Annotated in this window: 16 protein-coding genes; 8 read left to right on the forward strand and 8 right to left on the reverse strand. The window is 47.8% G+C overall.

Annotation, left to right across the window (positions count from 1 at the left end):
* The 4 genes from ABLA76_RS15110 to ABLA76_RS15125 all read left to right on the forward strand — a co-directional run.
* Window positions 1-358, forward strand: a 358-nt coding sequence (locus ABLA76_RS15110) for a DUF551 domain-containing protein (RefSeq protein WP_348988550.1), incomplete at its 5' end; no start/stop codon positions are given.
* Complete coding sequence (locus tag ABLA76_RS15115; protein ID WP_348988551.1) at window positions 355-561, forward strand: hypothetical protein; 207 nt, start codon at window positions 355-357, stop codon at window positions 559-561. The genes ABLA76_RS15110 and ABLA76_RS15115, both read left to right, overlap by 4 nt.
* Window positions 558-1025 (forward strand): phage protein NinX family protein, encoded by a 468-nt coding sequence (locus tag ABLA76_RS15120; RefSeq protein ID WP_348988552.1) that lies wholly within the window; start codon window positions 558-560, stop codon window positions 1023-1025. The genes ABLA76_RS15115 and ABLA76_RS15120 overlap by 4 nt, the downstream gene beginning before the upstream one ends.
* Window positions 1022-1189, forward strand: a complete 168-nt coding sequence (locus ABLA76_RS15125; protein WP_348988553.1) for a hypothetical protein — start codon at window positions 1022-1024, stop codon at window positions 1187-1189. Before ABLA76_RS15120 ends, ABLA76_RS15125 begins: the two co-directional genes overlap by 4 nt.
* Window positions 1190-1327: 138 nt before the next feature.
* On the opposite strand, the gene ABLA76_RS15130 is transcribed toward ABLA76_RS15125, so the two are convergent.
* Window positions 1328-2590, reverse strand: coding sequence for a site-specific integrase (locus tag ABLA76_RS15130; protein ID WP_348988554.1), 1263 nt, complete (start codon window positions 2588-2590; stop codon window positions 1328-1330).
* A 437-nt stretch (window positions 2591-3027) separates the two neighbouring features.
* Here ABLA76_RS15130 and hxpB point away from each other — a divergent pair, with 437 nt between their 5' ends.
* From hxpB to ABLA76_RS15150, 4 genes are all read left to right on the forward strand, one after another.
* Window positions 3028-3693, forward strand: coding sequence for a hexitol phosphatase HxpB (gene hxpB / locus ABLA76_RS15135; protein WP_348988555.1), 666 nt, complete (start codon window positions 3028-3030; stop codon window positions 3691-3693).
* Between the two features lie 182 nt (window positions 3694-3875).
* Window positions 3876-4469 (forward strand): metal-dependent hydrolase, encoded by a 594-nt coding sequence (locus ABLA76_RS15140; RefSeq protein WP_047771073.1) that lies wholly within the window; start codon window positions 3876-3878, stop codon window positions 4467-4469.
* 382 nt (window positions 4470-4851) lie between these two features.
* On the forward strand, window positions 4852-6243 hold the full coding sequence (locus ABLA76_RS15145; RefSeq protein WP_348988556.1) for an L-cystine transporter: 1392 nt from the start codon (window positions 4852-4854) through the stop codon (window positions 6241-6243).
* A 115-nt stretch (window positions 6244-6358) separates the two neighbouring features.
* Window positions 6359-6691 (forward strand): Rz1 lytic protein, encoded by a 333-nt coding sequence (locus ABLA76_RS15150; protein WP_348988557.1) that lies wholly within the window; start codon window positions 6359-6361, stop codon window positions 6689-6691.
* Window positions 6692-6793: 102 nt separating this feature from the next.
* On the opposite strand, the gene ABLA76_RS15155 is transcribed toward ABLA76_RS15150, so the two are convergent.
* From ABLA76_RS15155 to ABLA76_RS15185, 7 genes are read right to left on the reverse strand one after another with little or no spacing between them, the layout of a single operon-like run.
* Entirely contained in the window at window positions 6794-7099 is a 306-nt protein-coding gene (locus tag ABLA76_RS15155; protein WP_348988558.1) for a hypothetical protein, read from the reverse strand.
* 6 nt (window positions 7100-7105) lie between these two features.
* Window positions 7106-7666 carry a putative phage tail protein gene (locus ABLA76_RS15160; RefSeq protein WP_348988559.1) on the reverse strand — a complete coding sequence of 187 codons (561 nt, stop codon included), beginning with the start codon at window positions 7664-7666 and terminating at the stop codon, window positions 7106-7108.
* Window positions 7663-8724, reverse strand: coding sequence for a baseplate J/gp47 family protein (locus ABLA76_RS15165; RefSeq protein WP_348988560.1), 1062 nt, complete (start codon window positions 8722-8724; stop codon window positions 7663-7665). The genes ABLA76_RS15160 and ABLA76_RS15165 overlap by 4 nt, the downstream gene beginning before the upstream one ends.
* On the reverse strand, window positions 8724-9164 hold the full coding sequence (locus tag ABLA76_RS15170) for a phage GP46 family protein (RefSeq protein ID WP_348988561.1): 441 nt from the start codon (window positions 9162-9164) through the stop codon (window positions 8724-8726). The genes ABLA76_RS15165 and ABLA76_RS15170 overlap by 1 nt, the downstream gene beginning before the upstream one ends.
* Window positions 9136-9420, reverse strand: a complete 285-nt coding sequence (locus tag ABLA76_RS15175; RefSeq protein WP_348988562.1) for a hypothetical protein — start codon at window positions 9418-9420, stop codon at window positions 9136-9138. The genes ABLA76_RS15170 and ABLA76_RS15175 overlap by 29 nt, the downstream gene beginning before the upstream one ends.
* Window positions 9410-10882 carry a DNA circularization N-terminal domain-containing protein gene (locus tag ABLA76_RS15180; RefSeq protein ID WP_348988563.1) on the reverse strand — a complete coding sequence of 491 codons (1473 nt, stop codon included), beginning with the start codon at window positions 10880-10882 and terminating at the stop codon, window positions 9410-9412. The genes ABLA76_RS15175 and ABLA76_RS15180 overlap by 11 nt, the downstream gene beginning before the upstream one ends.
* On the reverse strand, window positions 10879-11817 hold the full coding sequence (locus ABLA76_RS15185; RefSeq protein ID WP_348988564.1) for a hypothetical protein: 939 nt from the start codon (window positions 11815-11817) through the stop codon (window positions 10879-10881). The genes ABLA76_RS15180 and ABLA76_RS15185 overlap by 4 nt, the downstream gene beginning before the upstream one ends.
* Between the last annotated feature and the right edge of the window lie 71 nt (window positions 11818-11888).

The following is an 11888-nucleotide window of genomic DNA, read 5'->3' on the forward strand; positions in this document are numbered from 1 at the left end:
GCTGACCGTGACAGATAAGCATCGCCAGAGGGCAGACATTGACGATGTACTTGTTAAGGCCACATTCCACATCGACGACGGGCGCGAATGGGCAGACTGGTTGTTGAAGAAGGCGGATGCAAATAATAATCCGCCAGTAATCCCTTGGGTCAGTGTTCAAGAAAGAATGCCAGAGAATGATGGTGCATGGCTTCGCCTGTGTCTGGTTTATGTTTCTTTTGGTTCTATTTCCCGTGCAGGTTACGACTACTGGGACACCGACACACAGCAATGGTTAGAACACGAATGCGATGAAGTCACACACTGGTGCTACATGGATGACGTTCCTGCTCCAGTAACAGAGGAACTTTTGAAATGAAAACAGTAAAAGTTGATTGGCTAGGTGATTGTGAAAAATGTGGTGTGGAAAGCGCATTAGTCGAAACTGAGAACGGGAAGGAAGACTGGCTGTACGAAGGCGATAAAGTGACATGTTGCTGCGGACATACTGGTCATGTTGAAATTTTACCATGTGAACCAGTTGCCTATGCAGTATGGGATGAACTACCGGAGGCAGAATGAAAATCAAAACAAATGCACTAACTGGACGGGCGTTGGACTGGGCTGTGGCTAGGGCGATTGGTATGGATATTTATATATGCGGCCGATCTAGCGATGATGAATATGGATGGATTGGCAATTATAGCGTATGGAAAAAGTCATGCGAGCAGCCGGTTATCACGATTGGATTGTGTAATGACATACATATTGAATTTGCGGGTAAATCAAAGCCGTATTCTCCATCGACCAATTGGGAACAGTGTGGGCAGTTAATTGAGAGGTACATTGATGATTTAACCCATATGGCATTTAGAGGTGATCATTGGGTGGCAAATTGTAGAGCCGTGCGAGTTGGTGATTTTTCGATTTTTAAAACGCAAACAGGCGACACACCACAAATCGCCATTTGCCGTGCCGTAGTCGCCGCGAAATTGGGCGACGAGGTTGAAATACCAGATGAATTGGTGGAGAAGAGCCAATCATGACCAATAACGCATTCCACCTCACACAAATCATCGCCTCAGTATGGGGCGATCCGGCTGATATCACCGATGCAATCTGGCAGGCAGGATATCGCAAGCCAGAACGGGGAGAAAAGGAAATCGCTGAGCTGATTTTGATGGGCGGATATCGGAAAGGAAAAAAATGATGGCAGAATTCCCCTATTTCAAGACAAAGGAACTGGCAGCTCGATATGGCGTAAAACCACACACGATAAGGTTATGGTGCGGCAATGGGAAGCAAAAGCGAGAAGGCTTCCCAAAGCCCAAGTTTAAATCTGACCAACTTAACTTTCTACGGCAGGATATTTTTGACTGGGAGGACGGGAAACAATTTTAGTCAGTTTATCCCACCAGCGCTCGTATGCCTCTCTTTGCTCGTTTAGGTAGGTGTGCTTATCGTACACCTGCCATATACCCGGCAATTTGTGTCCTATCATGATTTCGGCCACATGAGGCGGTGTTAATTCAGATACTCCGGTGCGCATGGTACGGCGTAAGTCGTGGATTGACCAAGAGACATGAAATTCGCCAAAATATTTGGACATTTTTTTGTTGAGAGTCAAGACTATGTTAGTGTAACTTCCTCGTGAAAATGGCTCTCCATTACTCACAACAAACAAATATGAACTTCCTAAGTTTAATTTTTTCGCCTGTTCAATTAATTCTTTAGCTGCTGGAATAATCGGTCTAAGGATAGGCTTCTTGGTTCTCCTTCCTGTTTTATGGTTAGCGGGCGGGACAATCCAAATATTTTTTTCATAGTCAAAGTCATTAACCTTAGCTTTTAATAATTCACTAATACGCCCACCAAACAATAAACTTAACTTTATTATTAGTGCATTACGTGGATTATATTCAGAGGCATTAATAAGCTGAAAAAGCACCACCAACTCCTCTTCGCTTAATGTTCTTTCGCCAATTTCAGAATCGAGTTCGGTATCGTCATATGTATCTTTTCTACCTAAATCACTTATTCCTACATCGGATAGCGGTATGAAATTGGTTATTCCTCGCCGAACAGCCCACTTGTGCGCCTTCTTGGTGTGTGTCAGTATGCGCTCACAGATTGATGGCACCTGTTTAAAAATATCTTCAATTAAAGAAAGCCAAATATGAAGCGTTACCTCATCATGAGGTAATTTCCCTATTTTGGGGAAAACATAAATTTCGAAGGAGCGTAATACCTGATCGGCATTAACCTTTGAACCTTGCATTGTTATTTTCCACCAATCCCGTATAAGCCCCTCTACAGTCACCGCACTTAATACAGATTCTTTGCGAACGCGCTTAACTATTTTAGGGTTGCGGTGTTGCTCCAGTTCCCCACGATAAAAAATCACCGAGTCACGAGCATCTTTTAAACCAGTCGCCGGATAGGTTCCTATGTCAATCCGATCTCCTTTACCGTTCCAGCGATATCTAAACTGGAATATGATTTTCCCTTTAGGGGTGACACGAACAGACAGGCCATCCCTGTCTGATTTAGTGATGATTTTTTCTTGGGGTTTGCCATTAATAGATCGCAGCCATGAATCAGTAATTGCCATATCACTTTCCTCAAAAAATAATACAGCTTTTAATGTAATTTATGTACACCAAAATGTACATATTTCTCATGATACTGGGTGAGTATCCGTGACTACCATTGACAACTAGAGACAAAGAAAATAAAAAAATAACTTAAATTACATAAAGTTAATCTTATATTCTTGACTGTGCGTGATTATTAATGATTAGCAATGACTAAACAAATGCATTTGGCTTCTAAATACGTCATGACATTCTCCATTGGCCTAAATAATTTTATTTTTACTCAATAATAGCTCATAACGAACCAACTTTAATCCTATTTACGGAGTCATTATCTTACTTTACCGATGAAACTATCTCTGTTGTTTGCCATCACCCATAACAAGATTTAATTTATTGAAATTGTTACAATCAAACCTCTTTAATCACTGTTATCATCGCGGAGAGATTTGAGATGTCATTTTGTTTATCTATGGAAGCGGCTATTTTTGATATGGATGGTTTGCTGATTGATTCTGAACCTTATTGGAAACAAGGAGAAAAAAGCGTATTCAGTGAATTAGGGCTAGATTTAAATTTAGCAAAAAACCTACCTGATACATTGGGGTTACGAATCGATCACGTTGTTGAACTATGGTATCAAGCATCCCCCTGGCAAGGCACCTCTAAAAGTGAAGTTGGACAACGCATCATTGATTACGTAGTTCAATCAGTTGAAAAAAACCGTCCCTTACTGCCTGGAGTAGAACATGCTTTAAATCTCTGTCGTGAACGTGGGTTGAAAATTGGCCTGGCCTCCGCCTCACCCTATGAAATGATCAAAAAAGTGCTCGAATTGTTTAACCTACAACATTACTTTGATGTTGTCGTTTCTGCCGCACACTTACCTTACAGCAAACCACACCCCGAAGTTTATTTACTGGCAGCCAGTCAACTTGGCGTCAACCCAACTAACTGTCTTACATTAGAAGACTCATTTAACGGTATGATAGCAACCAAAGCAGCAAGAATGCGCTCAATTATCGTCCCAGCCTCTCACCATTTTGATGATCCCCGCTGGTCATTAGCTGACATTAAACTGAATTCTCTGGAAAAATTAACAATAGAACATATGACTTAATAGCCACCGCGCTGCCCTATTTTTTGTATATGGCAGCGCAAATATCAACCGCCCCCTCAACCTACACAGCCATAATGTAAAAATTTTCCTGGTTACCCTCTATCTTCCTCAGGCAAAACCCTCTATACTCCCCCACTGTATGTATAAACAGCAATCAGCATAAATAATTAGTATAAATCGTTATGACAGCAGAAGGACATCTTCTTTTTTCCGTTGCCAGCCTTGTATTGGCTCACCAGCTAGAAATCACACCAGAAATAGCACAGGGAGACTGGTTACACATGCTTCCCGGCGTACTTCTGGCTTCATTGTTGCCAGATATCGACCATCCAAGCTCAACCTTAGGCAGATTGTTCCGCTTTATATCCATTCCAATCGCGCGATTATGCGGACATCGTGGATTTACACATAGTTTATTAGCGCTGCTCGTGGGGGTTACTCTATTCCAGACTGAAATACCGTCTAATTGGCCCATTCCGACTGACTTTGTCCATGCAATGGTTATCGGTTATATCAGCCATCTTATTGCTGATATGCTTACTCCCGCAGGTATTCCACTGTTATGGCCGCTAAGAATACGTTTTTGCTTACCTATTCTTAGAGGTAAGGAACGTAAAAAAGCCGAACGTTTTATTGCCGTACTGGTAGTAGTGATCGCTATTATCCTTCCACAACACATCAATTTCTCATTCGCTCGCTATTTCGACAGCTTACAATTTAACAAAATACAGTTTGATAAATTACCTATCGATAAGCTACAGAATCTCTACAAGTAACAGCTCAATATTCACATACAGCAAATATCGTAGCCCCATTTTAAAAATGGGGTTATCCGCAAAATATAAACCATTTTTTATTCACTTCCTGTCGCCTGCAAAAAGACTATTAAATCAATAAGATAAAAAGTTAACAGTTATAATTGAACAAAAAAACAGAAATAGATTAGGATATATAACCAATCAAACTAATTAGTGAAAATAATTATATTAAATTCCATTTAATTATAAGAAAGAGACTTATTATACTGATAATATCCTATCTTAAGCATTTCATGGTATGTAGACGATAGATTGCAAATTGAAATACAACTGACAAATCTATATCCAAGCTACATACAGCAACTCAAATATAAGGGTATATAAGTTTTGGAGACTAGAGATGAATTTACCACTCATCATCAACGTGCTCGTTTTTGTAGCACTGCTTATTCTATTAGCAAAAACGGGTTCAAATAAATGGAGTTTGTCCAAAAAAGTTCTTGTGGCTCTAGTCGTAGGTGTTGTTTTTGGGCTGGCATTAAACATCATTTATGGAACAGATAATCTTACCGTAAAAGAATCAATTAAATGGTTCAATATTATTGGTAATGGTTATGTACAATTACTACAAATGGTTATCATGCCGTTGGTTTTTGCTTCTATCCTAAGCGCCGTTACTCGCTTACATAAAGCATCTTCCCTAGGAAAGATCAGTTTTTTTACCATTGGTACGTTACTGTTTACTACAGCAATTTCCGCTTTAATTGGCATTGTCATTGCCAATTTGTTTGGGCTAAGTGCAGCAGGACTTATTCAAGGCACACAAGAAACTGCTCGTTTATTAGCAATTGAAAGCAATTTTATTGGCAAAGTTGCAGATATGAGTGTGCCTCAGATCATTCTCTCCTTTATCCCTAAAAATCCCTTTGCTGATTTGACGGGAGCACACCCTACTTCCATTATTAGTGTGGTAATTTTTGCAACATTTTTGGGCATCGCTGCGCTACAAATGCTTAAAGATGATCATGAACACGGTAAACTGGCTCTTGTTGCCATTGATACTATGCAAGCATGGGCAATGAAGCTGGTTAGATTAGTGATGCGTCTCACCCCATACGGCGTAATGGCTTTGATGACCAAAGTTGTTGCTAGCTCCAATATCCATGACATTACTCAACTAGGTAGTTTTGTTGTTGCTTCTTACATCGCCCTTGGCCTGATGTTTGTAGTACATGGCGGGCTTTTGGCATTCACGGGGATCAATCCCCTGAAATTCTTTAAAAAAGCAGGCCCGGTACTGACATTTGCATTTACCAGCCGTTCAAGCGCTGCAAGTATCCCCTTGAATATCGAAACACAAACTCGCCGCCTCGGTGTGCCTGAGTCTATTGCCAGTTTCTCCGCTTCTTTTGGCGCGACTATTGGCCAAAATGGCTGTGCCGGCATTTATCCAGCTATGTTGGCAGTGATGGTGGCTCCAACCGTAGGTATTGATCCCTTTGACCCGGTATGGATTGCAACGCTTGTGGGAGTTGTGACTATCAGTTCTGCGGGGGTTGCTGGTGTTGGTGGTGGCGCAACATTTGCCGCACTGATTGTTTTACCAGCTATGGGCCTGCCTGTCACCTTAGCGGCGCTGCTTATTTCTGTTGAACCTCTGATCGATATGGGACGTACAGCATTAAATGTTAATGGCGCTATGACAGCAGGTACAATCACCAGTCAATTGATGAGAAAAACAAATAAAGAGGTATTTGAACAAGACGAAAAAGTGGTATTAAACCAATCTTAATTCAAAACCTGATGAAATAAACCCTCAAACCGACACACTGAATCCAGGCCTCGCCATCGTGCGGGGCTTTTGCTATCCATCATGGGTAATGCATTTTACACCATCAGGTTATTCAATGACATCTCATGAATTAATAGCGAAAACCGGCAGCGGTCAACTGTGGATCCTGAGAAAACGCAGGCCGCTATCAAAACGGTTGTTGTCAATAATGATTGCGCCCATCGCACTGTGCCAGACGGGGCTGTTATCCGGTTGCAGCAACATGCGAACCGAATACGTTCCGGTGCCCCCGATACCGATCCCGGCGCATCTGCTCGTTGACTGTTTGCCTCCCATCATCCCCGACAAAATGACATGGGGTGACAGTCTCATCCTGAATGAGCAGTTACTGACAGTCATGCGGGTACTTCTGTCCCCCTTTCAATATCCAGTTCTACTGTACGGATAATTATGCTGTTTACGATTGCCTTCCTGAGGGAAAACACCTCGACACGGCTATCGAATGGATGCCAAAACTGACAAGGAATGACCAACCAGAAGAATAATTTTTTCATATACAGAGGTTTTTCACAAACTCCGGTTTATCAAGAATGTCCGCGCCGTTCTTGGCTTTTTCCAGCCAGCCTTTGGCAACAATTGCTGTTATCGCGTCAGCGAGTTGGCTCTGTTTTCTGGGGTCTGGGGTAATCCCGGCTTTCGCCAGAATGTTTTTGCATTCCTGCTGGATATCCCGGATAGCGGCCTGATTGTTGTTCAGCCACTGCGCTGAGACGATAGTGCCCAGTTCGCCAGTGGTGGGATCGCCGTCATGGAAGGCGTTGTCCGGCGTGTTAACGGGCGGCATTAAATCTTGCATAGGATCTTACTCCTGATAGGTAAAGTAACAATAGGTGTGAGCAGGTTTCAGGTCGTCAAAGATAGATTCAATCACGGTGTCAGCAAAGGCAGATAAACGTTCGCCTGTTAAGGAATTGCCTGCACGGAACCGATAGTTCTGCACGCGGTTGCCGTGAATATTCACCACCCAGACCCATAATGAATCAGGGTGCATCAACCTCTCACCGGCACGGTTAACTCCTGTCCGAAAGGGTAAGGGTTCTTCAATGGTGATGTGATAACCCAGGCGCGACGCCAGTGACGTGAAGTACGGTACTGACAGCCCGCCTGTTTCAGCCAATTTCAGCAAGACCATTTCCAGCCGCTGCTGGTAATTGTGTTTAGCGTTTGGGGTGATGCCGAGCACGCGCTCCCAGTCCGGCAATAGTGCCTGTGCAAAGAAAGGTGTCACGGCACCACTGACTCGCTCAGCACTTTGCCTGGTCAGGGTTAACTGGTGGGCTTCGGCTTCCAGTTCCGCATCCAGTCGAGATGCATCAGTGGCATAACTGACCGGGGGTAGGAGCTGTTTCAGCAAGGCTTTCATGAGAAACGCCTTATCGTGGTGCCACCGACTCGCAACCATTCGAGATGGTTCTTGTCAACCTGCGCAATGATATTATCAGCAGGTTCGATGATACGACGGTCACGAATACCGGGGATGAGGGAAATGCGCATCTCAATCTGACTGCGGATCAACGGCTCACCCGGCGCCAGCCGTCCTACCGCATCGGTAATCACGGCCTGGATTTCCTGACTGGCCGCTTCCAATGTGATGCCATCCAAAACCACCTCAATAACAAAATTCACCGGGCGCAATGCGGGTGCCAATACCAATGAGCTTTTGGCCGTAACGGGACGAACATCGTCAATGTGGTCTTGCACCGCTTTAATAATGTCCGCTGACGGCAAGCCATCGGCGGAGGTGATCGCAATATCGACGGTGCCGAGGCCACGGCGTAACGGGTAAACAAAGGCGTTGGTGACACCGGGGACTTCCAGCGCCCACCGGCGATAGTCGTATTTATTGCCACCTGCGGGCGGTCGGCGAATGATGTCGAGCAGTCTCGCCAGCAGGCTGGCGTCAGTTTCGGCATCCGTACCGCCGGTCAGTGTCTGGACAATGGCACGGCTGTTAATGCCCATCGGGGCGCTGACCAGTTCAGTATCCGCAGGTGATGACAGATTACCTGCTGTGCCAGATTGGTTAGCCACGATTGTCACCGTCGCCTGTCCGTGCTGATCCATCGTCACGGCGGCGGTGGTTTTCACGGATACGGTTTCACCGCGCATTTCAGCCCCGGCGGGCAAAGTAGCGCCGGGGGAACCCGTCAGGCTGGCGATGCCTGTGGCGGTGGTGGCGGGTTTACGTGTCAGATTACGGGTACGGGCATGCAGTTCCAGATAGTCGCTGTCGGCGGTGTCCGGGAATATCTGGCGGACAATCCAGCCTTGATGCTGATAAATCCCCTCGGCCACGCTGGCCACGGATGATGCGCGGGCAAAATAATCACTGTCAGCGCCGGTATCGGCATCCGCCAGTTGATTTTTGATGTCCCGCAACAGGTCATCGCGGATTTGCTGAAATTCCGGGGTGATCCACATCAGGCGATTCTCACGGTGTGTTTGAAAATATGCGTCTGCCCGGCGGCATCAGTGACCTCAATCCAGAGCAGCGCCCGCTTGTGCTGGTCACGGTGTACCGTCACGCTGATTGATGCGGCACGGCCATCATCCAATATCGGCTGTAACGCCTGTTCAGCATACTGGCGCACCAGCCCATAAATGCGTGACACGTCTTTTTCACGGGTCAGCTCGTGTAAACGGGAACCCAGCGCAGGGTCAGCCCAGTAACTGCCCTGTGGCGTCATGAGCCGCAGGTAAACCGCATTTTCCAGGCTGTTTGTTCGGGTGCCGGTGTAGTCACCCGTTTGGGGATTTAATAATCTGTCCATGTTGCACAGTGTGGCAGCATGGGTAAATATCAGCAGTTGAGGGGGTTCAGCAGAAGAGGGATTAGGGAATAGATGAACCGGTATTGCCACCGTTATGGCCGTTCGGGTGTTTGTGGCCTTTCAGGGAAATATTACCCGCCCGGACGTCGTCAGTGGTTTGGTAGTTGCCAGACGTCTGGCTGATATTACCCTCAAACGTGGCCCCTTGACCACCCCGGATCGCCATGCCACCGTTACCGGTGATTTGCGCCATCGCGGTCAGTTGCTCGCTGGTCGTCACCATCGGGGTGTTAAAATCGGCTTTATTGGCCGCATTAACCTCAAATACGTTGCAGTTAATAGGCATTGAGGATATCTCCGGTTTTAATCGCGTTCGGGTCACGTAACCACGGATTCAGGCGGGCCAGTTCGGCGGCGCGGCGATAGTCGCCATACCATTCATGTGCCAGCAAGTGCAAATTGGTGGTTGACGTGGTGACCGTGCGGCGGGTTAACGGCGGGCGGCGGTTCATGACGATGATCGCCAGGGTCTGCAATTCCAGGGCAATGTGCTTCAACTGGGACACCACGCCACGCCACAACAACCCCACCGGCTCGCTGTCTTCACTGATACGCTGGGTGCTGGGCTGGTATTGTGTCCGAACCTCAGCAATCGCCGTCAGAATGGAGTTCCTGACGGTATTGACGATGTTGGTGATATCATCCGGCGATAATTGGTCAGGCTGTACCTCATCAGATAAAATCGCGGTGGCCAGACCCGCCAGTTCACCCGCTGCCATGACCTGACAGAGCACGCTCAGATCGTGGACATCCTCCAGGCTGGCATCCACCGGCATGGGAACCGGGGCAGTTATATCACGCTGAACCAGCGCCGCAGGCAATGCGGTTAACTGGTGTACGACCGCGATACTGTCCCCCCAGGCCGATAATAACGTAGTCGCACTGACCCCCTGACTGAGGACAGCAGCCGTGGTTGCCGTCCCCGGCAGATAGCCCTCATTTTGGCTGCGCGAGGCGGATTGACGGGCAGAATAGGCCGGGCTGCCGGATGAACCGCTGCCGCCCGATGAATCCCGGCTACCCGAGGCACGCCCACTGCGCCCCAAATTGATCACGCCGGGGAATTTGAGATCCAGTAAATCCCCGATGCCCCCGGTGCGGACATCCAGAATGGACTGCAAATCATGGACAAACGCGCGGGGGTAGTTGAGGTAATCCACGCCCTGACTGATCACGCCAGCCACTTCACCCCGCATGAGGGTCAGAGTGTTTAACATGCCGGACAGGGCCGCCTTGCCTTTGGCGAGATAGCGCATGTTGTTATGCACCGGTGCCATGACCTGATCAAACAAATCTGACGCACGCTCAGTCAGCCCGGTGATATGGTCAAACAGGCGGTCACCCAATTGTTCCGGGTGTGCCGAGCCGTGTAGCTGAGTGCCGGTTGTGGATTCCAGAAAAACCAGTTCCACATTGCAACTATCCGGCCCCTCGGCTTCATGCTGGATTTGGTACTCAATACAGTGTGCCCGGGGAATGGAGCCGTAAATCGGGTGGATCAGTTCGCCCGCGCCGGGTGTGTCCAGCGCCTTAATCAGGGCATCTAACTGACGTTTATAACGGTCACCCCACAGGAACGCAGACAGCCGGAAATTCCGCGCTTTACGGCCTAAATCCATCACGGTGGCCCCATCAATAAAGGGGTATTCATGGTCTTCATGATCACGGGCAACACTTTCCTGGGTATTGAGGACATCAAATTTCACCCCACGGAAGGCCGCGTCTTGCAGGTCATCACGCCAGCTCATGGATATAACCCTCCGGTGCCGCGTCCCGCTTCAGCCGCATTATACTCATTGGTGATTTCAGCCAGCGTTCGGCCATCCAGTAGTAACTGAGAGGTAAACGTGATCGGGGGCAGGGGTTGTGTTTTACTGGCACTGGCCGGGAGTTTTTGAACCCGGTTCGTATCCGGTGCCACAATCCCCGCTTTTTCGGCATCCTGTATAGTGACAGGGGCTTTTTTAATGGACAGTTCATCATTGGGACTAAACAGGGACTTAATATCATGCCAGGCGTCTTTTGCCCCGGCTGTGCCATAGTAGGCGGTTTCGAATTCGGTTAACTCACGCCCCAGACGCTGGCGCACTTCGGCCAGTTTTTCCGCCTTGCCCTGGATCTGGATCAGGGGAAAATCCTGGGTGCCCTGATAGGCCGCCAGCCCGGTGCCAATCACCGGAATAGCCCGACCCGCTGGCGTGGATAACAGCCGTGACAGGCCGCCCGTCAAGCCACTGGTCGAGGTACGCAGCCAGCGGCTCACCCGCCCGAACCGGCCACCAGAGCCACTGCCGCCAGAGCCGCCGCCTGAAGCCGCCGTACTGCCGGGGGGAATGCCACTCCGGCCCGTGATAAATTTCAGGCCCGCAAAGGCCACGGCGGCGACCGTCATCGCCTCAATGGCCGTGGTGGCCCCGACCGCCGCCGTGGTGAGGTTCGGGAATTCTTTGCTTAACTCGGTGAATTTTTGCGAGAGATCCCCGACGACGGCTGACAACGGTTTTACCGCGTCCATTTCAGCAAAGCCTTTGGCATTTTTAGCCTGCTGGAGTTTAAACTCATTCTCATCCGCAATGACGGCCAGAGACATTGGCCCTTCACCCTGCCCTTTGGGTATCGTTAATTGTTTGCGCACATCCGCCTGAACGTCGCTAATGAATTGACGATATAGCAGAATCAACATAACCTGACACACTCGATGTGCTCGGTGAACACCTCATCAACTGAACATCTTTTTTGTCTTCTTATCGCTTT

This window comes from Xenorhabdus sp. SGI240 (assembly GCF_040081915.1).
In the GTDB taxonomy this organism is placed as follows: Bacteria; Pseudomonadota; Gammaproteobacteria; order Enterobacterales; family Enterobacteriaceae; genus Xenorhabdus; species Xenorhabdus bakwenae.